Consider the following 24,481-nt stretch of genomic DNA (forward strand, 5'->3'; position numbering starts at 1 on the left):
GAAGAGATTGCTGAGAGGCAGTCTCTTTTATTTATTAAATGAATTATAAAGGTTTCTCTTTATTTCGGGCATGTGATATCATTTAATTTTATATAAATAGTATTCGAGTAATTGTAATCATAACAATTTAAAATGATAAAGGATGATCATAGATTGAATAATCATAGTAAAACACCTGCATGTATATATACGTATGCGTTTCGCGAAGAGGAGCGTGCTTTATGTTACTTGGAAATGCGCTCGTTCTTTGGGATGGAGTCTCACGTTAATATTTTGAAAAGTGAAGTCAAGATTGCTCCGAGTAGAAGTCCGTTTATTAAAGAGCGCGTTGAGGTTATGTATGAAGGAGACGACTTAGAAAGCATCTTGAAACAAGTGGAACAAATTGACTTGGCGGGAGCGACGTTCAAAGTCATCTTCGTTAAAATTAATGACCTTGTTGGAGAAAATAAAATTGAATATGGGGAAAGACGCCTTATTGAACGAGACCTTGGCATGCATATTGAAGGAGAAGCGGATGTTCGTAATCCAGAGCGTGTATTCGGGATTGTTCCTCTTGGAGGACGCTGGTACTTCGGACACTATGTAGAAAGTGATCCGGTTTGGTATCATCATATAAAAAAACCGCATAGCTATTCGACATCACTGAGCACACGTGTTGCTAGAGCTGTCGCAAATATCGCTGTGCCAAACCCAGATGGAGTGCGAGCAATTGACCCGTGCTGCGGTATTGGAACAGTAGTAGTAGAAGCACTTTCTATGGGGATTAACATCGTTGGTAGAGATATAAATCCACTTGTAGTTCTTGGAACGAGAAAAAACATCGCACATTTCGGGTTTGAAGGAACAGTAACAAAAGGCCCAATTGAAGAACTTACTGAGAACTACGACGTCGCAATTATCGATATGCCGTACGACCTATTTACGCACGCAACACCAGAAGATCAACTCTCGATTCTTTCAAGTGCGCGCCGCATTGCAAAAAAAGTAGTCGTTGTCACGATGGAAACAATGGACGACATGATTCATGAAGCGGGATTTGAAATTTCAGACCGCTGTATCACAAGAAAAGGATCATTTTCTAGACAAATTCTTGTTTGTGAATAGGAAAGGTCACCCGTTTATTAAATTTAGATAATAAATTACAGGATAGTTAGTCCATTATGAGGCTGATTATCCTTTTTTATTTACATAATGAATGAAATAAATAAAGGATGTGGAAAGAAGAGAAACTAAATGCATTGGACAACCCTTACTGGACGTGTCGTGCTAAGGGTAATTGTCCATTAGCAGTAGAGCCCCCTTGCTTTACAACAAACGACGGAAAACCTTGTTTTGACTTAGCAGTTGGTATGACAAGATTTGATGTAAAAAAATATGAGCTGCATATAGAAAGTGCAACCAAAATGATTGAAGCTTCAAAGGAATATGGTCGCCAAGATATGGTCGAAGCAAACGAAAAGAACTTAGAAAGATACAAAAACATTTACGAAACGATTAAAAACGGAAATGTCATTTTTGGACGTTTTGAACGTGTGAAGAGACAGTTAGAGGGCAAGAAAAGGAAAGGTGTTAAACGTGGATAATTTTAATCGTGAAGAGCAATTGAGGCAGCTACACGAAAAAAGAAATCAAACAACTAAAATTAAAGTTGAGGAAGCTATTAAACGCTTATTTAACAACAAATACAAAAACTCCATTTTGAATAAAGATTGATCAAAATGGAGTTACTCTTTTTAGCTAAGTATGAGATTTTTATAAAAAAGTTTGATTATTTTACTGAGCCTTAATGAATAATATTTCAAGAATACCAATAAAAAGCATAATCAGTCATAACTGAAGAATCACCCAACTGATGTAACATAGCTGAAATATTCCCTCTATGATAGGTTCCATGATTCACAACGTGTAAGACCATTTCAGATATACTTGTTTCTCTTAATCCTGCCCATGGATTATCCAACATTATTCTCTTTTCAATATCTTCCTGTCTGTTCAAAAAGGTTTTAAACCGGGATGTTAAAGTGTGAAATTCCGTTTCTAAGTCTTCAATGGGCAGTTTCGCAATCTTTTCTTGAATTTGAAATGAAGATTGCATTGCTTCGTTCATACTCTGACCCTCGAGGGTATTAAGCCATCCATATTCCACCAAATAGAGATGCGATAAAACCTTTGAAACAGAAGAAAAGACACTTTTCATTTCCTTTTGATATTTCTCAGGAGAAAGTGTCTTAAGATGATCAATAATCCGTTGATTTGCCCATACATGATAGCTATATAGATTTTCTACATGATTGGCCATACAATCGCCTCCTTATCATCACGTTTTTTAATGTTCTTTATCAGAATGAATTATTCCTTTAAATATTATTACTTATCTGATGAGATCTTCAACTAACCTGCCCCGTTAGTTGAAGTACATTTCTTCACAATGTTTATCGTTAGATTAAAATAAATATCCAACAAGAAAACATCAAACTTTATTATAAATAATCAATCTTTTTTACAAAGCTACACTTGTGACAAAAAAGCTTATTTTTTCGTTTTGTGGTGATTCTGAATTCTTAAGTTGATGGGCATGCCTGTTTGGGTGACCTTTTTTTAGTTTGTATCAATGTGTGATTAGTTGGTAGTTTAGGTGGGTGATTTGCCGGGATTTGTTGAATAGACGATATATCTCGAGAGTAATTTTGTTAGTAAATTACTCTTCTTTCGTTGTCTCTTGTTGTGCGATTAATAAATTGCGTAATACGTGTGCGCGGTAACTTTCTAGTTTTCGTCCTTCATGATAGCGAACACCTAATTTTTTAAGCTCAGCTACGTACCAGCCCTTTGTTCCGTAATACATTGGATCACTTCCTTTTTTCTTTTGAACAGTATATGTGGCGAGGTAAGAGAATTTTCTTTTTTTATTCATGAAATTTGCGAAAACGAACATTGAATATTCAGTCTTATTGTATTATGATTAACTTATTATCGGATGACAGTGATTAGCCTCTCTGTAAGCCCGGGTTTACTTTTGTTCAATTGAATAGCGGAGCTTCTTTCCACTTGAACTTCCTTAGCAGGAGGACGAGCCATACGGATAGAGACAGTAAAATCCAATGTAAATGTGTACATTGTTTTTCTGGCTCTTTTTATTTTTTAGTCAAAGTAGGAGGGGATTTTTAGAAAGCGTTGTCAATGGAAGATGGTGAACGTCCACGCTAATGGAGGGGCTGGTGAATTGTTTGGCTAAAGAGAAAAAGGAGTTACAGAAGGATTTAAAAACTCGGCATATAACAATGATTTCGATCGGCGGGGTTATCGGTGGTGGTTTGTTTGTAGGAAGTGGAACGATTATTCAATCGACGGGTCCAGCAGCGATTTTGTCCTATATTATCGGCGCTTTAATGGTTGTGCTCGTGATGCGGATGTTAGGAGAGATGGCAGCGGAAAATCCTGATAGCGGTTCTTTTGCAACGTATGCGAATAAAGCAATTGGGCCGTGGGCAGGGTATACGATTGGGTGGTTATATTGGTTTAACTGGGTCATTATTATCGCAATTGAAGCGGTGCTTTTAGGCGTGATGATTAACAATTGGTTCCCGTCGGTTCCAGCATGGCTGGCGAGTTTATGTATGGTCCTTTTAATGACGATGACGAATGTATATTCAGTAAAACTCTACGGTGAGTTTGAATATTGGTTAGCGTTTATTAAAGTTATTGCGATTGTTGCGTTTTTAATTTTAGGAGTTTCGATGTTTTTTGGATTTGTTCCAGGAGTGGAGAGACCGAGTCTCGCTATGGTTACGGAAAATGGAGGCTTCTTTCCAAATGGAATTGTCCCTGTTTTACTGAGCGTTGTATTTATTTCTTTCTCTTTATCGGGAAGCGAAGTAGCAGCGATTGCAGCCGGGGAATCGGAAAATCCAGAGAAGAATGTTATACGAGCTATTAATAGTGTAGTATGGCGCCTTATGCTTTTCTTCGTAGGTTCGGTAACGATTTTAGTTATGTTTATTCCGTGGACGGATAAGGAGTTATTAAAACTTCCGTATGCAAGTTTATTTAATATGGCAGGGGTACCTGCAGCCGCAGAAATTATGAATGGTGTTGTATTTTTATCACTACTTTCCGTTATGAACTCAGGTATATATACGAGTTCGCGTATGCTATTTTCACTTGCTAAAAAAGGCGATGCTCCGGCTAGTTTCTCACGGTTAAATAGTAGAGGGACACCGGTTGTAGCGATCTATGCAAGTATCGTATTTGCATTTATTTGCGCGATGTTGAAATTTATATCTCCTGATAAACTGTTTGCGTTTTTAGCGAATAGTTCAGGCGGGGTAACGATGCTGATGTATATGTTCGTTGCCGTTTCACATGTCAGGTTAAGACGAGAGAGGGAAAGAGACGGGGCTGGAAAGCTGAAAGTGAAAATGTGGTTATTCCCTTATCTCACATATGCAACGCTTTTAATGATTATTACGATATTTGTTTCACAAGCATTTATAGAAGATATGCGTATGCAGTTTTACATGACATTATTAGCTACGATTCTAGTAATCATAAGTTATTTTTTAAGAGTTAGAAAGTTCGATAAGCAAAAGTTGAATGATTTTACGATTATAAAAGATTCAGAAGTTAGCATAGAAAAAGAATAAGAAAAGGGGTAATGTTCCATGTTGAAAGAGAAGAAAGATATTACAACTACAAAATCTAGCATATTACATGAAAGAAGAAAAAATGCGGTGCCAGAAGGGCCTTACAATATTACAGAGTTGTATGTGCAATCAGCAAAAGGAGCGATTATTACTGATGTAGATGGTAATGAGTTAATCGATTTTGCGGGCGGAATTGGTATGCAAAACGTCGGGCATTGTCATCCGAAAGTAGTAAAGGCGATTCAAGATCAAGTGGAATCTTCTATTCATAGTTGTTTTCACGTAGCGCCTTATGAAAGTTATATTGCATTAGCTGAAAGACTGAATGAGTTAACGCCAGGTGATTTTAAGAAAAAAACGATGTTTGCGAATAGTGGTGCAGAAGCAGTAGAAAATGCGGTGAAGATTGCGAGAAAAGCTACTGGAAGAAGCGCGATTGTTTCGTTTGAGCGTGCATATCACGGACGTACACTTTTGACGATGTCACTGACAAGTAAAGTGAAACCGTACAAGCATGGATTTGGGCCGTTTGTATCAGAAGTATACAAATTACCATATCCGTACTATTACCGCGCTGAAGAAGGACTGACACCAGAAGAAGTAGACGAGCAAATTTTAGCGTATTTCGAACGCTTTATGTTAGAGGAAGTAGCAAGTGATAATATCGCTGCAATTATTTTGGAACCGCTTCAAGGAGAAGGTGGATTTATCGTTCCGACGACTACGTTCATGCAAGGTGTTCGAAATATTTGTGATAAATATGGAATTATTATGATTGCGGATGAAATTCAAACTGGTTTCGCTCGTACGGGAAGCTTATTTGCAATGGATCATTTCGGCGTAGCTCCTGATTTAATGACTTTTTCAAAATCAATCGCTGCCGGTATGCCGCTGAGCGCGATAACAGGAAGAGCGGATTTGATGGCTGCACCTGGACCAGGTCAATTAGGTGGTACTTTCTCAGGAAGTCCGGCTGCTTGCGCGGCTGCATTAGCTGTTTTAGATGTAATCGAAGAAGAGAATTTAGTAAATCGTGCTGTAGAAATTGGCGAGCGCATGATGGAAGTGTTTAATAGCTGGAAAGATAAATACGAACTAATTGGTGATGTCAGAGGCCTTGGCGCTATGACTGCAATCGAGCTTGTAAAAGATAAAGAGACGAAAGAGCCAGCAGCAGAAGAGGTTAAAGCGATTATGAAGGAAACGCATAGTAAAGGGGTCATTACGATAAGCGCTGGTATTTATAGTAACGTACTTCGCTTCTTACCGCCTCTCGTTATAACAGATGAACAGCTTGAAGAAGGGCTTACTATTTTAGAAGCTGCTATTGCGAAACTATCAAAATAAAAACGGTGGGGGCAGGGGAATGAGGTTTTTCAATTATATAAACGGTGAGTGGAGAGAACCTTCTACGAATGCATACGTGAAAAATTATAATCCGCATAACGGGGAAGTACTAGGTGAATTCCCGTTTAGTTCAGTAGAAGATACACGAGTAGCAATCGCATCAGCGAAAGAAGCTTTTCATAAATGGCAAAAGTTATCGTTTCAAGAAAGAGCAAGTTATTTATGGAAAGCGGCAGCTATTTTAAAAGAAAAGGTAAATGAAATTGGCCGGGATGTAACAAGCGAAGAAGGAAAGACGATTGCGGAAGGAATAGGAGAGACGAAGCGGGCGATTAGCATTCTTGAATATTATGCAGGGGAAGCAAATCAGCCGATTGGAGAGCTCATCCCGTCTGCTAATGAAAGTACAATGCTTTACAGTAAACGTGTAGCAGTAGGGCCAGTTGGATTAATTACGCCGTGGAACTTTCCAATTGCGATTCCAGCGTGGAAAATGGCGCCGGCACTTATTTACGGAAATACGATTGTCATTAAGCCGGCTGAAGTTACGCCAAAATCGGTGTACCATCTTGTAAATGCCTTTCATGAGGCAGGCATTCCAGCAGGCGTTATAAATTGTGTATTCGGAAAAGGATCTGAAGTTGGAGCAGAATTAACGGGAAATCCGGATATAAAAGCGGTATCCTTTACTGGTTCTAATCACGTTGGAAACATCATTCAAAAAGCAGCGGTTGAAACTCAGAAAAAAGTACAATTAGAAATGGGCGGAAAAAATCCGTTAGTTGTATTAAAAGATGCCGATATTGAAAAGGCGGTAAGTATTGCGATAAAAGGTGCGTTTATGTCAACAGGGCAAAAATGTACTGCAACAAGTAGAGTAATAGTCGAAGAGGACATTTATGAAGCGTTCAAGGGTCGACTGTTGCAGCGCACGGAAGTTCTTACAGTTGGGAACCCGCTAGAACCGGATACATTTATGGGCCCATGTGTTTCCAAGGGTCAGCAGCAATCTATTTTATCGATGATTGAAGTAGGAAAAGGAGAGGCTTATTTACTGTATGGAGGCAGCGTGCCGGACGAAGCAGAATTGCAGGACGGTTGTTACGTGTTACCGACTATTTTTGAAAATGTAGATGTAGATGCACGCATTGCAAGAGAAGAGATTTTCGGTCCAGTTATATGTTTATTTAAAGTGAATAGTTATGAAGAAGCGGTTTCTTTAGCGAATGATACAGAATACGGACTCAGTGCATCGATTTGCACGAATAATTTAAGTTTATCGCAAAGGTTTATTGATGATATGGAAGTTGCAATGGTACACGTGAATTCAGAAACTGCAGGAGCAGAACCACAAGTTCCGTTTGGCGGAATGAAAAACTCTAGTGCTGGACCGCGTGAACAAGGAAAAGCGGCGAAAGAATTTTATACAAGAATAAAGACAGTATACGTAGATCAAGTATAAGAGCCAAAAAACATAGTAACGGAGGATGAAATATGCGTAAAGGGACATTTTTTATGGCAGGACACTCGAGACTTCCGAAAGGGATGGCTGTTCGCAGTATGTACGAGACACTAACAATTACAATTGAGGCAGATCATAAATATCATGTCATTATTGAAGCGTCATGTACGCTTGCGACAGAGCATGGTAGAGACTTCGTCGCTCAAATGTTGAGAGGGCATAGTTTGCAAGATGGTATTGAAGAAATCGTTCAAGATATTATGGACCATTATCAAGGAAAAGCGCAAAATGCTATTGTCAGTGCGGTAAAAGATTTGCATCGCCAATACGTAAGTTATTTAAATGATGAACAGCCCAGGGGAGAGTACGAGGAAACAACATCATAAAAACTGTCTAGTTTATCACCGTAAACGAGAGCCAGTTGTATTTCTTTTAAAGGGATACGACTGGCTTTTTACATTGAGGAGGCAAAAACTATGAAAAAATTAAATGAAGTTCAAGTTGTAAAACAAGAGACGAAAAAAAGAGGATGTGCGGAAAGTAAGGGGTAATTAACTGTTACGATTTATTTAACCAATTATAACTAAAGTTAATTAAATATATCAGCAAGCCCTGCTAGTCAAGTGATTGGCTAGTAGTGAGGGTTAACTGCGGGCAATCCCTAAAGCTGATTGAACTACAACGTGGCTAGAAATGGTGAGCGTGAATGTTGCGAAAGCGGAAAAAATCAATCAGATGGTGCAAGGTTAAATCCTAAACACTAGAACAATGGGTCTTCCGCCTCGAATCATCTAAGTCAAAATTGATAAGATGAACGTTCAGCGACTATCTCGTATAACTGACGAGAGTATATCACAAGCCTATGGTGGTGGAAAAATTCTCTATCTCTAAGTAGATAAACATATAGTCTGCGCTCATGTGAAAATATGAGAAGTTCATAAGAGAACTGGCTAAGGAATTGCGCCCTTAGTTGAACAAGATAAATTTTATTGAATCTATCGAACGTATGTGCTATGGTGGATTCAATGAGGTGAGAATAATAATGAAATTTTTACGAGTTAGTCAAGTATCAGAATTAACAGGTTTGCATCCGAGTAGTTTCAGGAGAATGCACCAAAGTGGTGAATGAGTGCCTGAAAAGATTACTGCTGGCAAAACACGCTATTATTCAGAAGAACAGGAGGTCGTAGAAGACCTTGTTCAAATCATTACAGTATTTAGTTGTAAACTTCAAGGCAAGCGCTCTAAAAAGACCAAACAGATGATCAAGGAGTTGACTTCTGATGATATTGGCGAAGAAAGTCAGACTGATTCCAACGCCTGAACAAGAAAAAGTGCTTAGAAACCATGCTGGTGCTGCAAGATTCGCTTATAACTATTGTAAAAGAATGAGTGATAGATACTACAAGCTATTTGGAAAATCTGTTTCACAGTTAGCTTTACAGAAACGATTTACAAAGATCAAGAAGCGAAAGAGATATGAGTGGTTAAAAGACATCAATGCACAAGTTCCCAAACAGGCTTCAAAAGATTTTGACAAGGCGAGGAAAAATTCGTTCGAAAAGTACAAAAATGGTTATCACACTTCTTATAAATCCAAAAAAGATTTAATTCAAGGATTTTATGCCAATTATGAAAGACTGATTATAGGAAAGAAAGTAGTTGATATTCAGTCCATTGGAGAAGTGAAAACAAGCCAACAACTACCAAGAAACAAAAAACCATCAAATCCAAGAGTTACCTTTGATGGTCGTCACTGGTGGATTAGTGTAGGGTTCCAAGAAGACTTTGAATCACAAGAACTAACAAATGAGTCGATTGGTGTGGATGTTGGTTTAAAAGAGCTGTTTGTAGCTTCTAATGGTATGAAAGAACGAAATATAAACAAAGATGCTAAGGTTAAAAAACTTTTGAAAAGGAAAAAGTCAGCACAAAGAGATATGTCTAGGAGATTTAAAAAAGGTGTAAAAATTCAATCTGCCGGATATGAAAAAGCTAAAACTGAGCACCTGCGGTTATCTAGGAAAATTACGAATATCCGAAATAACCATATCCATCAAGCAACAGCTAACTTGGTGAAAACCAAACCAATGAGAATTGTTGTGGAAGACTTACCTATCTCAAACCTGTTAAAAAACAAAAAACTATCGAAAGCATTTTCATTTCAAAAATTAAACTTCTTCTTTCAATGTTTGTCATACAAGTGCGAGAAGTATGGCATTGAGTATGTAAAAGCTGATAAATGGTTCGCCTCAAGCAAGATTTGCTCATGTTGCGGAGTAAAATACGACCATTCAGTTCAACCAGAAGGACAGTGGAGTTTAAAAATACGTGAGTGGCGTTGTGTTCCATGCAATAGCCATCACGATAGGGATTTAAATGCTTCGATAAATTTATCAAGATGGGTAAAATAAATGCTTGATAATATGAGGTAACGATACTGCCTCGTGTGGAGTGTTATACCCCTCGTCCCTTTGGGGTTGCGAGAACACGATGAAGCACTAACTTGTGTAAATTTGATTGAATTGTATAGATTTAGTTAAGTTTATCGTATCGGATTTGTAAAATGTGTAAAGCATGTCGAGAAAATAAGAAAAAATAAATTGACAGTTAGAATATTTTGAATTATTATTTAATTAATAAGATCCATACGAGAAATTAGCCTTCTCTATATCCGATCTTGCTTTCCTGTTTTACAAATATTCTCATACAAACTGTCTATTATTATTGTACTTTAAGAGATTAAAGAACATTCGTAATTATGAGCCAGTTGTACGTTTCTACGATTTTATGTCGTGGATACGTATGACTGGCTTTTTCGATGTTAGGGCAGTAAGACCGAATCTCAGCATAAGAAGATAAGGATAACTGTCTGTAAAAAACGTCAATAAGTTCTTCATATTTAAATTAGGGAGGAATTGAAATGTCGATTATTACAGAACAAAGTACGAAGATGAAATTTGCAAAGAAATATGAGGGATATGAGATTGTTCCTCATCCAGAGCATAAGCGTTTATACCATATTGTGTTAAATCAGCAATTGCTTAAGCAGTTTTTTGAAGAGGTAAAAGAGCATTCAGAGCAGTCATTACAATACATTCCTTATTCTCGGTTTAATCTTGCTGATGGAATGAGAAAGATTTTTGGGCAATCATTTATGGATAACATTCGCGGCATTGTTCATGACCGTGAAACGGGCGGATTTACAATTGGGGTACAAGGTGAAACGGCAGATCCAGCAGACTACGTGAAATTTGCAACAGCGTTAACACATTTAATCGGGGAGCCAAACTTTGATGCAATGACGGGAACGTATTATGCTAGATTTAATGTGAAAGATACAGATAGTAGTGATTCTTACCTTCGTCAAGCGTACCGATTGTTTACACTTCATACAGACGGTACATTCGTTGATGAACCGACAGATTGGCTTCTTATGATGAAAATTGAAGAGCAAAATGCAGTAGGAGGGGAATCCCGTTTACTACATTTAGACGATTGGGAAGATCTTCAAAAATTTAGAAATCATTCGCTCGCATCTGTTAAAGTTACGTATAAAGCACCACCAAGTAAAAATGCGCAAGAAATCGTCTATCGTGAAACGTTTTTTGATGTGAATAACGCACCATGTATTTGTTTTATTGATCAGTTCGCTTATCCAGATAATATTGAACAAGCAAACTATCTGAAAGACTTATCATATTCTGTTGAAAACTCACCAGCAACACATGCATTGAAATTACCAATTGGTGACTTAGTTCTTTTAAACAATTTATTTTGGATGCACGGAAGAGCTGCATTTGAAAAAAATAAAGATTTATATAGAGAACTAATGCGTCAACGTGGTTGTTTTTCTAAATAATATGTACGGCGGGTCTCTCAAGGAGACCTGCCTTTTATACTATTAAGGGGGAAGTAGGATGTATGACTTTATAATTATTGGCGGAGGAATTGTTGGGCTTTCAACTGGAATGGCTTTAACGAAAAAATTCCCTCGTGCGAAAATCGCGATCATTGAAAAAGAAAAGGAACTTGCACATCATCAAACTGGACATAATAGCGGAGTAATTCACTCTGGAATTTACTATAAACCAGGGAGTTATAAAGCGAAGTTTGCCAAAGAAGGAAATGCAGCTATGGTTCAATTTTGTAAAGAAAATGACATCGCTTATGACATGTGCGGAAAAGTAATTGTCGCTACAGAAAAGGACGAACTTCCTCTTTTACATAACTTATATGAAAGAGGCTTACAAAACGATTTACATATTGAAAAAATAGGTAAGGAAGAATTAGCTGAAATTGAACCTCATGTAAAGGGACTTGGCGCAATCCGTGTTCCTTCTTGCGGGATTGCTGACTATAGAGGAGTAAGTTATGCATTTGCCCGCTTGATTCAAGAAAGCGGCGGGGAAGTACATTTAGGAACAACAGCAGAGCGTATTACTGAGAAGAAAGACGCTGTAACAATTGAGACGAATCAAGGTGTATTTAAAACGAAATTTCTCATTAACTGCGCTGGATTACATAGCGATCGTATTGCGAAAAAGACAGGAATATTAACGGATATGAAAATTGTTCCGTTTCGTGGTGAATATTACGAACTTGTCCCAGAAAAACGCCATCTTGTAAAACATTTAATCTATCCAGTTCCAAATCCAGAATTCCCATTTCTAGGTGTTCATTTCACAAGAATGATAAACGGAGACGTACATGCAGGACCAAATGCAGTATTAAGCTTTAAGCGAGAAGGCTATACGAAAACGGACTTTGATATTAAAGACTTCATGGAAACAATGACATACACAGGCTTTTGGAAAATGGCGATGCCCAATATGAAAGAAGGCATAAAAGAAATGGTGCGCTCATTTAGTAAACAATCATTCCTAAAAAGCTTACAGCACCTAATACCAGAACTTACAGAGAAAGATATCGTGCCAACCCATGCAGGTGTAAGGGCACAGGCTATATTATCAAACGGAAATATGGTTGATGATTTCTGCATTATCCCTGGCATCAATTCTCTGCATATTTGCAACGCACCATCTCCGGCCGCAACGGCTAGTATAAAGATTGGTGAGGAAATTGCTAAGCAAGTGCCGGATGTGGTGGCGGTTAGGGTTTGATGGATCCCCCGGGTTTCGGGGGGTTTTTTTGTTGGGGTTAGGTGTGTGGGTTTGAAATAAAGTTACGATGTTGCTAAAAAAGATGCAAAAAACAAATAGAGCTACATCACTTTGTTAAGTTAAATTAAGTAGTCGCCCTTATAATAGAGAAGTCCGCGCTATTATAAGGACGAATTAGTGCATTCTTATTTCCTTCCACTCAAAATCATTGCATTTCCTAATACTTTTTTGTTCAATAAGAGTTTTGGTAACTCCATTTCTTCAGCAAGCTTGTAGCTATTCAATTCAGATACACCATGTTTCTTTAAGACATTTAAGAGCTCTTTTTCATCTCCAAATATTTTTTCATCCATAAATAAATCTAAGAAAACAAACTCGCCACCAGGTTTTAATACTCTTAATGCCTCATTAATTACTTCAGTTTTATTTTCTCTATCTTTTACTTCATGAAATGTTAGACAGCTTACAATTATATCAAATTCATCATCAGTAAAAGGGAGTTCTGCAGCACTTGCTTTCAGAAAATCAATTCTATCAGAGACCCCTTCTATTTCAGCATTCTGTTGGCATTGGGATTTGGAATATTCCCAATTTCCGCCCCAATAATCAATTCCAGTTAGAAAGGACTTAGGAAAAGTCTTTGCCAGTTTAATAATCAGTGAACCACTACCGGTTCCTATATCTAGTATTTTTCCTTTTTTATCCCAATTCACTTTGGCAACAATTAAATCATGTATTTTTGACTGATAATTCCCCCCAACTGCTGCAAATTGGTAAACTGAATAAGAAAGTATAAATGCTATATAAATAAAAGGTAACGCAAAAATACCTGACAGGACTCGCAGATATAAATTAACAGGTAATAATGTTACCAAGAGAAGAATGAGTGAAATAACCAAAAAAATAATTAGTTTGTAAATTCGTATCCAAGTTTGATATTTAGTTTTTGTTTTCAACATATCAGCCATCCTTAAATAACCTATCTTTTGTTTACTATAATTATATAGGAAATAAATAATCCCGTCCTATAGTTTAAGTACATGACTTCATAATCCCCATCTATTTTAATATTAATATCCAATTATTTTAGAAGAGACCCTCAACAATCTGGCCCGTTTGTTGCAAAAGAAAAGGAGGTGCTACAGCACCTCCCAAGAACGAATATGTGGCTTGAATTCCACAATGAATCTTATGCACTATGAATAAATGACTTTTTTATTGGCTTATGAGCACATACACTACTGATTAACGCTCTACTTCATAAGTAATCCCATACTTTTTCAGCTTCTTATATAAGTTAGCCCGGGACATGCCTAAATTTTTCGCAGTGATGCTTTTATTTCCGTACGTGTCTTCGAGAGCTTGTATAATTCTGGTTTTTTCTAAGTTCTTTTTCTCATCAGTGAGTGAACGCTCTGTATGATGAACAGATTTTTGCGAAGGCAATAGCTGCAAAATATTTGCTTCCCGTATTTCTTTCCCGTCATGAAGGACAATTAATCTTTCTATTATATTGCGTAGTTCGCGAATATTACCCGGCCAAAAATATGTATGTAGCCTGTTCATTGCTTCTTGATGAACGAATGGAGCGGGCTTGTTATATTTAAAAGAAAATTCCTTTAAGAAATGATGAGTTAAAAAGGAAATATCGTCCGTTCGTTCCCGTAATGGCGGGATGTGCGCCGTAAAAACATTTAATCTATAAAACAAATCAGATCGAAACGTTCCGCTGAGCACCATGTCTTCTAACATACGATTCGTTGCAGCAATAATTCTTACGTTTATTTTTTTCGGCGTTTGCCCACCAATTCGGTAAATCTCTTTTTCTTGTAAAGCGCGAAGTAGTTTCACTTGCAGATCAAGCGGGAGCTCGCCTACTTCATCTAAAAATAAAGTACCGCCATTTGCTAATTCTAACTTTCCTGCCTTTCCGCCCTTAGCGGCTCCAGTATATGCTCCGGATTCATAACCAAATAACTCACTTTCAAATAGGGCGGCAGGAATAGCGCCGCAATTAATCGGGATAAAAGATTGCTTACTTCTCAGGCTTGCTTCATGAATGGCCTGGGCAAAGAGTTCCTTCCCAACGCCGCTTTCGCCTGTAATTAAAATCGTCGCATCTGTTTTTGCTACCTTTTTCATGTTGTGGATTATGTGCTGAAGTGTTGCGTTATTTCCTTTAATCGTGCTGAAGGGGTCATCTTGTTGATGCTGAATCATTTGCTTTAATTGCTGTAATTCTTCAGAAGTGGAGGATAGTTTTTCATTTAACTTAATCGTTGCGGTAATATCTCTTTCTACAGACATAGATCCAATTAATTCATTGCTTTCGTCATAAATAGGAGTCGTACTAATTAATACGTGCTTATCTGGCCGAGGAAGATGATAAATATCCCGGACCGGTTGCCCGCTCTCAAGAACTTTCAAATTCATAATATCTTCCTTTGAAAAAAACTCTTGCACATTTCTACCGATAATATCTTCTTTCTTAATGTCATACATTTTTTCTGCTGCCTCATTCCAGTACAACATAACGCCCTTCGTATTTACGATAGAAATCGCTTCTTCCACGTAAGAGAGGAGTGTATGCAACGTTGGAACTGCAAAGTTATCGAATTGTTTCATAGTGTATCCCCCAAAGTTTTTATAAAAAAGTAGACAGTGGTATACAGATTTGTTGCCAAAAGGATACACCTTTTTCTGAAAAATGTAAACAAATTAACGCTCTACACTTTGGCATGATACTTGCAATGGAAATGGTATAAAGATATGAAGGAGAGATAGAAATGAAGATTAGTAAAATATACACAACAATTGATGCTCACGTAGCTGGGGAACCACTTCGAATTATTACGGGCGGAGTGCCAGTGATAAAGGGAGAAACGCAACTAGAAAGACGCGCGTACTGCATGGAACATTTGGATCATCTTCGTGAGATTCTTATGTATGAACCGAGAGGACATCACGGAATGTACGGTTGTATCATTACTCCGCCTGCAAGTCCTCACGCTGATTTTGGCGTATTATTTATGCACAATGAAGGCTGGAGTACGATGTGTGGTCATGGCATTATTGCTGTTATTACAGTTGGAATTGAAACAGGTATGTTTGAAGTGACAGGTGAAAAACAAAAATTCATTATTGATAGCCCTGCTGGGGAAGTTATTGCGTACGCAAAATATAACGGAAGCGAAGTTGAATCCGTATCATTTGAAAACGTTCCTTCGTTCGTATATAAGAAAGACGTTCCTATCAAAATAGATGACTATGAATTTCAAGTAGATATCGCGTTTGGCGGAGCATTTTATGCTGTAGTGGATAGTAAAGAATTTGGTTTGAAAGTCGATTTCAAAGACTTAGCTGCTATTCAAACGTGGGGCGGTAAAATTAAGCACTACATTGAGAGTCAAATGGAAGTAAAACATCCACTTGAAGAAGATTTAAAAGGAATATACGGCGTTATTTTCTCAGATGAACCGAAAGGAGAAGACGCTACTTTACGAAATGTAACGATCTTCGCTGACGGGCAAGTAGACCGTTCCCCTTGCGGCACAGGAACTTCCGCAAGAATCGCAACCCTTTTTGAAAAAGATGCCTTACAAAAAGGAGAGATTTTCATCCACGAATGCATTACTGACGGCAAATTTGAGGGAGAAGTATTGTCGGTAACAGAGGTAGACAAATATGAAGCAGTCGTTCCGAAAGTAACGGGAAATGCATTTATTACAGGATTCCATCAGTTTGTTGTAGATCCGAGGGATGATTTGAATCGGGGGTTTTTGTTAGCTTAATGTTTTCTTAAGGGAGGGACCTTTGGATGAAGTGGTGGCGAAAACAAAATTTACCTGTGAAAATTTTGATAGGGGCATTAATCGGTATTGTTTTAGGTATAGCATTTGGACCGAAAGTAGCTGTTTTAAAGCCGATTGGGGATATATTTATTCGCTTATTACAAATGATTATTGTTCCTTTAACTTTTTTAAGTATCGTCTCAGGTATCGCGCAGCTTGAAAATCCGAAAATGTTAAGGGCGATTGGCGGCAGAATTTTTATTTACTATGCAGTCACAGCGGTATTAGCGACAAGCATTGGCGTAGTGATCGCTTTTATTATCAACCCTGGTAAAGGAGTAGAAGGTCTTCTTGCGAATGGGCAGAACTTTAAAGAAGAGAAGTTTAGTTTTGTAGATAATATCGTGCAATGGTTTCCTTCTAACGTCATTCAAGCAGCTTCAGAAACGAGTATGCTTCAAATTATTATCTTTGCTATTTTTGTCGGGGTGGCACTTATTCTTCTTGGGGATCAAGCGAAAGGAATTCGTAAATTAGTGCATGAAGGATCAGGAGTCATGATTAAAATTGCAGAGCTCGTTATCGGATTTGCCCCATACGGAATTATGGCGTTAATTGCTCATGTAGTTGGCACATTTGGAGCTGACATGCTTACTGCGGTTGTTAGCTATGTAGTAGCTGATTATTTATCATTGCTACTCATTGTGTTCATTATGTACCCAATTGTACTGAAAGTTTTCGGGAAGATAAGCCCAATTCATTTCTACAAACAAGTGAGTCCAGCTATGCTCGTAGCTGCTAGTACGACATCAAGTAGCGCAACGCTTCCGGTAACGATGGAAGTTGCGCAAAAAAGACTTCGTATCCCTGAATCGGTAGCTGGTTTCACCATTCCACTTGGAGCTACTGTTAATATGAACGGACTATCAGCAGCGCTCGGTGTTTTAGCGGTCTTCGCATTAAACGTATATGGTATTCCGATTACATTTGGGCTTATTCTGCAAACTGTATTTTTAGGAATTGTCCTTGCAGCGGGCTGCGCTGGAGTAAAAGGTGCGGACGTTATTACCGCGACCATTTTACTTTCTACACTAGGGCTCCCGCTAACAATTATCCCGATCATTGCGGCGGTTTCTCCGCTCGTTGATATGGGCCATACAGTTGTAAATATTACGGGTGATTTAGTAGGAGCGCAGGTCGTGAATGAAAATATCACATCTAGTGAAGAAAAGAATTTAGAAAAGGGTGAACAAATATGCTAGTCATAAGCGCGAACGAACAAAAAAACTTAGTAAATATGAATGAAGTCATTGAATACGCGGCGCTTGCTTTAAAAGAATTTTCAGCAGAAAGAACGATTACACCAATTCGCGGCTCATTACCATTTGCGAACGAGCAAAATACCGCATTAATTATGCCTTCAGTAGCGGAAGGACTTGAAGCACTCGGCTTAAAAGTAGTAACAGTAGCTCCTCATAATAAAAAGATAGGAAAGAAAACGATAAATGGGATCGTTATGCTATCAGATTTTCAAACGGGAGAACCGCTTGCGCTTTTAGAAGGATCCTACTTAACGATGATTCGAACGGGCGCATTATCAGGTGTAGCAACAAAACATTTAGCTCGTCATAACGCGAAAAACTTATGTATTATCGGTACAGGGGAACAAGCGAAAGGAATTGCAGAAGCGGTACTCGCCGTTAGGGACATTGAAAAAATCATTTTATATAACCGAACGGAAGAAAAAGCGTATGCATTCGCACAATATATACAAGAGAAGTTCAATAAACCAGCTTACGTCTACAGGAGTCCAAATGAAGCAATAAGCGAAGCAGACATCATCGTCACAACAACGAATGCATCCACACCAGTCTTCACAGAAACATTGCAAAAAGGCGTCCACATAAACGCCGTCGGTTCATTCAGACCGAGCATGCAAGAACTACCATCCCATGCCATCGCTAACGCAAACAAAGTAGTAGTTGAATCAAAAGAAGCAGCACTAGAAGAAACGGGTGACCTTCAAGTTCCGATAAAAGAAGGCTTATTTGAGGCAAGCAACATCCACGCCGAACTTGGTCAAATCATTAGCGGGGAAAAAGCTGGTAGAGAGAACGATGAAGAGATTACTATTTTCAAATCAGTAGGTTTAGCGGTAGTAGATATTATCGTTGCGAAGTATTTGTATGAAAAAGCGGTGGAGCGTGGAGTGGGGAATAGGATTGAGTTTTGAGGCTGCCTTTTGGTGGTCTTTTTATTTTACCCTCCGCATAAATATATTTTATCGCAAGAATTCATTAATAGATTTCAAACTTTCTACCTATGCGAAAAAGTTTGACTTTACATACGGGTAGTGGTAATTTAAAACCTATAAGAAAACTCGGTATTAATTCCGAGTTTTCTTATAGGTGTAAATAGTCGAGAGGGGTCGAAATATGAAAAAGAAGTTGTTTGCATTACCATTTGTCCTACTATTACTTATTGCATTAGCGGCTTGCTCAGGGGAGAAAGATTCTTCGAAGCAAGCAGGAACTAGTACGCCAGGGACTCCGAAAGATGGAGGAACGTTAACAGTTGGTGTTAGTGATAATCCAGATACGATGAATCCGCTTTATGCGAATGATCGAGTGTCATTAACGATACAGCAAGCTTTATATGCACCGCTGTATCATATGGAAGACGGTAAGAAAAAGTTTGTTCTTGCTGAGAGCTTTACGCCTTCAGAGGATCAATTAACATGGACTTTAAAACTAAAGGATAATTTGAAATGGCATGATGGTAAGAAAATTACATCAGATGATATTGCATTTACATTCCAATCTATTTTAGATGAGAAGCAAAATAGTTCAAGCCGTGAAAACTTTATTTTTAAAGGAAAGCCGCTTGAGGTGAAAAAAGTGGATGAGCTAACGACTCAATTTGTATTACCACAAGTAAGTGCATCTTTCGAAGGGGTTATGAATGATTTCTTCCCAATTCCGAAACATGTATTTGAAGGTGAAGCAGATTTAGTGAAGAGTAAGAAAAACCTACAACCTGTTGGATCAGGTCCATTTAAATTAAAAGAGTTTAAATCAGATGAATATGTTGCTTTAGAGCGATTCGATGATTATTTTGCTGGTAAAGCGAAATTAGATTCTATCGTGTACCGTGTTGTAAAAGACCGTAATACGGCAAACGTTTCACTACAAAATGGCCAAATCAATATGAAGATGATTGAACCGCAAGACTTTAAGAAATTAGATAGCACTGGGAACTTCTCAATGGTGACATTTCCTGAAGGTAGATTATTCTACTTAGCTTATAACTTTAATACAGATCTTATGAAGAAAAAAGAAGTGCGCCAAGCAATTGCGCATGCATTAGATAAGAAAGAAATGATTAACTCAGCATTCGTTTCTAGTCAATTTGCAGAACCGGCAAATTCAATCTTAACGCCAGACGCTATGTATTATGCGAAAGATATTAAAGAGTATAAGTATGATCAAAAAGAAGCGAAAGATTTATTAGCAAAAGCTGGTGTGAAAGATAAAGAAAAAGTACGCGTTATGTATGTAACGAATAATAAAATCATGGAAAGTTTAGCGCTATATACGCAGCAAAAATTACAAGAAGTTGGCTTGCAAGTTGAACTAAATGCATTAGATGCTAGTGCGGCAAGTGAGAAGAGCTTAGATAAAGAAAATAAAGAATATGACATTACATTCGGTGGTTACATAATGGGACCAGAGCCAGATTCATATAAGAGTCTGTACTTAAGTAATGCAGAATACAATTATGCACGTTATAAAAATGCTGACTTCGATAAATTATGGGAAGAAGCTGCGGTTGAAACAGATAAAACGAAACGAGCTGAGCTGTATCATAAAATCCAAGATACAGCTAGAGCGGACTTACCTTATCTTCCAATCGCATATCCGAAAGCAGTTATTGCAGTAGATAAAAAGTTTGATGGATTAAAAGAAGCAAAGGCAATTCCTGTCACAATGTTTGAAGATCTATCGAAAATTTATGAAGTGAAATAAGAAACTGTAAAGAAGCTGGTGAAAATCAGCTTCTTTATCCCGCTTTAATGGGCAGTAAGACTCCCACCTCAAAACTTGGCGAATGCGAGGAAGTTAGGTGGAAGTCCTGCTGATTAAAGTTTCACTTTATCCCGCATTAACGGGCAGTAAGACTCCCACCTCGAAATTCAACTGAAGCAAAGAAGTGAGGTGGGAGATCAACTGCCCGTAAATGCCCGATTGGTTCAACTAATAATCAGTGGGGGATGACCCCCCCACTGATTAAAGTTTCACGAGGGGGGAAGTTTGTGTATAAAGTAATTGCAAAGAGGCTTTTAAATGCAATTCCGCTTTTATTTGTTATTTCTATTATTTCTTTTCTATTAATAAAACTAGCGCCGGGCGATCCAGTTCGAAACTTTGTAACGCCGAATATGAGTCCGATTGACGTCGAGCGTATTCGCAAAAGTTTAGGACTAGATCAACCAATTTACATGCAATATATTTTATGGTTGAAAAATATTTTAACAGGGAATTTTGGATACTCACTTCAAAATCATCGCCCTGTTTTAGAACTTATCACAGAAAGATTACCCGCAACAATCGGCTTAATGGGATCATCTTTACTCGTCTCATTTGTAATCGCAATACCGCTTGGGCTATTTACAGGGGTGAAAAAGAACTCGTTCTTTGATCGCATCGTGAACTTCATCTCTTATGTGGGAATCTCAATGCCAGTCTTTTGGTTCGCGTTACTATTAATCTACTTGTTCTCTTTAAAGTTGAACATGCTTCCGAGTATGGGTATGCGCACAGTCGGTCAAGATTCCTTCTGGGATATTGTCCAGCACGGCATTTTACCTTGTACGGTGCTAGCGTTCCAAAACGTCTCTGTTTATATGAGATATATTCGTTCAAGCACAATTCAGCAATTAGAGGAAGATTACGTGCAAATTCAATATGCGTACGGCGCTTCAAAAAAAACAGTTTTATTTAATCACGTACTTCGAAACGTATTAATACCGATCATTACAATTTTTGGACTATCAATTCCGAGTTTAGTAGGCGGAGCGTTCATTACGGAAACAGTATTCTCATGGCCGGGACTCGGTTCACTCGGGGTAAATGCCATTTTTAGATTTGATTATCCAATTATTATGGCAATCACATTATTATCATCGTTCATGTTAATTCTCGGTAATTTAATTGCTGATATTTTATATGGCGTAGTAGATCCGCGCATTCGAATGAGGGGGTGATTTGGAATGAATAATAGGAGATTTCAAACGATAAAAAATAGTTTTACAAAAAATAAGTTTGTAGTAATGGGAGTTATTATACTTGGTGTTTTAACAATCGCGTCTCTTTTCGCATTCGTATCACCGTATGATCCTAGCAAAATGTCGATTCCAGATCGTTTACAAGAACCGAGTTTAAGTCATCCTTTCGGCACTGACGATTACGGAAGGGATTACTTAACGAGAGCGTTATATGGCGGACGAGTTTCCCTTGCTGTTGGTTTTCTAGCGATGGTTGTTTCCATTACAATCGGCACCGCAGTAGGAACAATAAGTGGATATTTTGGCGGAAAGTTAGACAACTTCTTAATGCGAATTGTCGAAGTTTTAATGTCAATTCCATCATTCTTTTTAATGCTGTTATTAAATGCTTATTTAAAACCGGGAATTACAACGCTTGTTCTTATTATCGGATTATTAACTTGGATGGATACCGCGCGTATCGTAAGGGCAGAAACGTTATCCGTAAAAGAGCGTGAGTACGTGTTATACGCAAAAGTATCTGGACAAAAATCACTCATGATTATTGTAAGACACATCATTCCTAACATTTTATCAACCATTATAATCGCAGCGACATTAACAATTGCGACATCGATTTTAATGGAATCGTCACTTAGCTTCTTAGGATTAGGTATTAGAGAACCAGATTCTTCTTGGGGCAGCATGCTAAATAATGCGCAAGGATATATAGGTGAAGCTTGGTATTTAACACTCTTCCCGGGGTTCCTTATTCTATTAACGGTACTGAGTTTTAACGTAATCGGTGAAGCATTGAAAAAAGCTTTCGCGCCAAAAGGGGCTGGGAATGAGAACTAAATTGTTAAGTGAAAGGAGTGAGAAGCGTGTCTGAAAAACTATTAGAAGTGAAAAATTTAAAGACTTCTTTTTTCATAGAAGACGGCGAAGTAGAAGCTGTCCGCGGCGTTTCATTTAGTTTGAAAAAGGGTGAAGTCGTTGGGATTGTTGGCGAATCGGGAAGCGGAAAGAGCGTTATGGCGAAATCCGTTATGGCTCTCGTTACGTCGCCAGGGAAAGTGAAAGAAGGAGAGATTCTTTTTCAAAATGAAAACGTGCTTTCTAAATCGGAGAAAGAATTGCGTTCTATTAGAGGAAATCAAATTTCACTCATATCCCAAGATCCAATGTCGGCATTAAATCCAGTTGTGAAAATTGGGAAGCAAATGACGGAAGTAATTATACGGCATCAAAAAGTGAAAAAGAAAGAAGCAGAGCACATTGCGGTCAATTTGCTAAAACAAGTCGGTCTTTCTTCACCGGAAGAAAGGGTAAGACAATATCCACATGAATTAAGCGGCGGAATGAAACAGCGGGTTATGATCGCGATGGCAATGTCTTGTAACCCAGACCTTCTCATTGCGGACGAACCGACGACAGCGCTTGATGTAACAATACAAGCACAAATACTAGATTTAATGAAAAACTTAAAAAACGAAACGAATATGTCGTTACTTCTTATTACACATGACCTAGGAATTGTCGCGCAAAACTGTACACGCGTTATCGTTATGTACGGTGGACTTATTATGGAAGAAGGACAGGTACTTGATATTTTCCAATCGCCGAATCATCCATATACGAAAGGGCTATTAAACTCTCTGCCAAAAATATCGAACGGAGTAAAAGAAAGACTAGCTCCAATTCAAGGTGTAACACCAAACTTACTACACCCGCCGAAAGGGTGCCCATTCGCAGAGCGTTGTCTACATAAAATGGACATTTGTGAAAAAGAACGTCCGCCATATTTTGAAATCGGAAACGGAAGACGCTCTATGTGCTGGTTAAACGATAGGGCGGTAGGTGATTCCCATGCATGAAGAAAACTTAATTGAAGTTCGGAACTTAAAAAAGTATTTTCCTATTAAAAAAGGACTATTCGGCAGAAAAACAGAGCAATTAAAGGCAGTCGATGACCTAAGCTTCACAATTAAAAAGGGTGAAACATTCGGATTAGTAGGAGAATCAGGCTGCGGAAAATCAACGACAGGAAGAAGTATCATTCGCTTACACGACGTCACTTCAGGTAACATCCTATTCGACGGAAAAGATATCGCAGATCTAAAAGAAAGTGAACTAAAAGATTATCGAAAAAGAATGCAAATCATTTTCCAAGACCCGTACGCATCATTAAACCCGACAATGAATGTATTCCAAATTATTAGCGAACCGATGAACATTCACGCTTCTTACACAGCGGAAGAAAGAAAAGAAATCATTCTAGACCTTCTCAAAAAAGTAGGCCTAAAAGAAGAACACCTATATCGCTACCCGCACGAATTTAGCGGAGGCCAAAGACAGCGCATTAGCATCGCGCGCGCACTATCTGTAAAACCTGACTTCATCCTATGTGACGAACCAATCTCGGCACTCGATGTCTCAGTCCAAGCACAAGTCGTAAACATGCTGCAGGATATTCAAGAAGAAACAGGCGTCACATACTTATTCATCGCACATGACCTATCCATGGTAAGACACATATCAGATAGAATCGGAGTCATGTACTTAGGAAACATAGTAGAAATTGCCGACAGCGAAGACCTATACACAAAACCGGCACATCCATACACACAAGCACTACTCTCATCCATGCCAGAACCAGATCCAACAAACACAGGCAAAGAACGGATCATCCTAGAGGGAGAAGTACCAAGCCCACTAAACTCACCATCCGGCTGCAAATTCAGAACGCGCTGCAAATTCGCTACTGAAAAATGCGCGCAGGAAGTACCAAAGATGGTTGAGATTGCGAAGGGACATGAGGTGGCTTGTCATTTGTTTTAGAGTTGAGG

The 24,481-nt window shown here is 38.3% G+C and carries 20 protein-coding genes and 2 pseudogenes; 18 read left to right on the forward strand and 4 right to left on the reverse strand.

The genetic code is table 11. The features are described from left to right. Positions 1–153: 153 nt before the first annotated feature. A complete protein-coding gene (locus MHI07_RS04460) occupies positions 154–1,107 on the forward strand; it encodes a TRM11 family SAM-dependent methyltransferase (protein ID WP_340822175.1) in 954 nt (317 codons plus the stop codon). Positions 1,108–1,214: 107 nt separating this feature from the next. Further along, positions 1,215–1,586, forward strand: a pseudogene (locus MHI07_RS04465) (tyrosine-type recombinase/integrase); the annotation flags it as partial. 215 nt (positions 1,587–1,801) lie between these two features. Here the strand turns inward: MHI07_RS04465 and MHI07_RS04475 are convergent. Together MHI07_RS04475 and MHI07_RS04480 are read right to left on the reverse strand one after the other, a co-directional pair. Next, positions 1,802–2,302 (reverse strand): DinB family protein, encoded by a 501-nt coding sequence (locus MHI07_RS04475; RefSeq protein WP_340822177.1) that lies wholly within the window; start codon positions 2,300–2,302, stop codon positions 1,802–1,804. Positions 2,303–2,701: 399 nt separating this feature from the next. Continuing rightward, complete coding sequence (locus tag MHI07_RS04480) at positions 2,702–2,917, reverse strand: YflJ family protein (RefSeq protein ID WP_033710642.1); 216 nt, start codon at positions 2,915–2,917, stop codon at positions 2,702–2,704. Positions 2,918–3,221: 304 nt separating this feature from the next. Here MHI07_RS04480 and MHI07_RS04485 point away from each other — a divergent pair, with 304 nt between their 5' ends. From MHI07_RS04485 to lhgO, 8 genes and pseudogenes are all read left to right on the forward strand, one after another. After that, positions 3,222–4,646 (forward strand): amino acid permease, encoded by a 1,425-nt coding sequence (locus MHI07_RS04485; protein ID WP_340822180.1) that lies wholly within the window; start codon positions 3,222–3,224, stop codon positions 4,644–4,646. Between the two features lie 18 nt (positions 4,647–4,664). Further along, complete coding sequence (gene gabT / locus MHI07_RS04490) at positions 4,665–5,993, forward strand: 4-aminobutyrate--2-oxoglutarate transaminase (RefSeq protein ID WP_340822182.1); 1,329 nt, start codon at positions 4,665–4,667, stop codon at positions 5,991–5,993. A gap of 19 nt (positions 5,994–6,012) precedes the next feature. Continuing rightward, positions 6,013–7,455 (forward strand): aldehyde dehydrogenase family protein, encoded by a 1,443-nt coding sequence (locus MHI07_RS04495; protein WP_340822184.1) that lies wholly within the window; start codon positions 6,013–6,015, stop codon positions 7,453–7,455. 32 nt (positions 7,456–7,487) lie between these two features. Next, positions 7,488–7,841: a DUF3870 domain-containing protein gene (locus MHI07_RS04500; RefSeq protein ID WP_340822186.1), complete on the forward strand. Its 354-nt coding sequence runs from the start codon at positions 7,488–7,490 to the stop codon at positions 7,839–7,841. A gap of 782 nt (positions 7,842–8,623) precedes the next feature. Next, positions 8,624–8,779, forward strand: a pseudogene (locus tag MHI07_RS04505) (IS607 family transposase); the annotation flags it as partial. Continuing rightward, positions 8,739–9,869, forward strand: a complete 1,131-nt coding sequence (locus MHI07_RS04510) for an RNA-guided endonuclease InsQ/TnpB family protein (protein WP_340822187.1) — start codon at positions 8,739–8,741, stop codon at positions 9,867–9,869. The pseudogene MHI07_RS04505 and the gene MHI07_RS04510, both read left to right, overlap by 41 nt. A 509-nt stretch (positions 9,870–10,378) precedes the next feature. Then, complete coding sequence (gene glaH, locus MHI07_RS04515) at positions 10,379–11,317, forward strand: glutarate dioxygenase GlaH (protein WP_002114772.1); 939 nt, start codon at positions 10,379–10,381, stop codon at positions 11,315–11,317. A 58-nt stretch (positions 11,318–11,375) separates the two neighbouring features. After that, positions 11,376–12,578: an L-2-hydroxyglutarate oxidase gene (lhgO, locus tag MHI07_RS04520; RefSeq protein WP_340822190.1), complete on the forward strand. Its 1,203-nt coding sequence runs from the start codon at positions 11,376–11,378 to the stop codon at positions 12,576–12,578. Positions 12,579–12,763: 185 nt separating this feature from the next. Here the strand turns inward: lhgO and MHI07_RS04525 are convergent, their stop codons facing one another. Together MHI07_RS04525 and MHI07_RS04530 are read right to left on the reverse strand one after the other, a co-directional pair. Further along, positions 12,764–13,537, reverse strand: coding sequence for a class I SAM-dependent methyltransferase (locus MHI07_RS04525; RefSeq protein WP_078173982.1), 774 nt, complete (start codon positions 13,535–13,537; stop codon positions 12,764–12,766). Positions 13,538–13,823: 286 nt separating this feature from the next. After that, a complete protein-coding gene (locus MHI07_RS04530; protein WP_340822191.1) occupies positions 13,824–15,203 on the reverse strand; it encodes a sigma-54 interaction domain-containing protein in 1,380 nt (459 codons plus the stop codon). A gap of 161 nt (positions 15,204–15,364) precedes the next feature. Between MHI07_RS04530 and MHI07_RS04535 the strand changes: the two genes are divergently transcribed. The 8 genes from MHI07_RS04535 (at position 15,365) to MHI07_RS04570 (ending at position 24,473) form a co-directional block, all read left to right on the forward strand. After that, on the forward strand, positions 15,365–16,369 hold the full coding sequence (locus MHI07_RS04535) for a proline racemase family protein (protein ID WP_078173980.1): 1,005 nt from the start codon (positions 15,365–15,367) through the stop codon (positions 16,367–16,369). A gap of 26 nt (positions 16,370–16,395) precedes the next feature. Next, entirely contained in the window at positions 16,396–17,631 is a 1,236-nt protein-coding gene (locus tag MHI07_RS04540; protein WP_016103873.1) for a dicarboxylate/amino acid:cation symporter, read from the forward strand. After that, entirely contained in the window at positions 17,625–18,602 is a 978-nt protein-coding gene (locus MHI07_RS04545; protein WP_199709790.1) for an ornithine cyclodeaminase family protein, read from the forward strand. The genes MHI07_RS04540 and MHI07_RS04545 overlap by 7 nt, the downstream gene beginning before the upstream one ends. A 202-nt stretch (positions 18,603–18,804) precedes the next feature. Next, positions 18,805–20,394, forward strand: coding sequence for an ABC transporter substrate-binding protein (locus MHI07_RS04550; RefSeq protein ID WP_078173978.1), 1,590 nt, complete (start codon positions 18,805–18,807; stop codon positions 20,392–20,394). Between the two features lie 287 nt (positions 20,395–20,681). Continuing rightward, complete coding sequence (locus tag MHI07_RS04555; protein ID WP_199709791.1) at positions 20,682–21,632, forward strand: ABC transporter permease; 951 nt, start codon at positions 20,682–20,684, stop codon at positions 21,630–21,632. A gap of 6 nt (positions 21,633–21,638) precedes the next feature. After that, positions 21,639–22,490, forward strand: coding sequence for an ABC transporter permease (locus MHI07_RS04560; protein WP_033730874.1), 852 nt, complete (start codon positions 21,639–21,641; stop codon positions 22,488–22,490). A 26-nt stretch (positions 22,491–22,516) separates the two neighbouring features. Further along, entirely contained in the window at positions 22,517–23,509 is a 993-nt protein-coding gene (locus MHI07_RS04565) for an ABC transporter ATP-binding protein (protein WP_199709792.1), read from the forward strand. After that, positions 23,502–24,473: an ABC transporter ATP-binding protein gene (locus MHI07_RS04570; RefSeq protein ID WP_199709793.1), complete on the forward strand. Its 972-nt coding sequence runs from the start codon at positions 23,502–23,504 to the stop codon at positions 24,471–24,473. Before MHI07_RS04565 ends, MHI07_RS04570 begins: the two co-directional genes overlap by 8 nt. Positions 24,474–24,481: the final 8 nt, after the last annotated feature.

It is taken from the genome of Bacillus sp. FSL H8-0545 (assembly GCF_038006105.1).
Taxonomy (GTDB): Bacteria; Bacillota; Bacilli; order Bacillales; family Bacillaceae_G; genus Bacillus_A; species Bacillus_A cereus_U.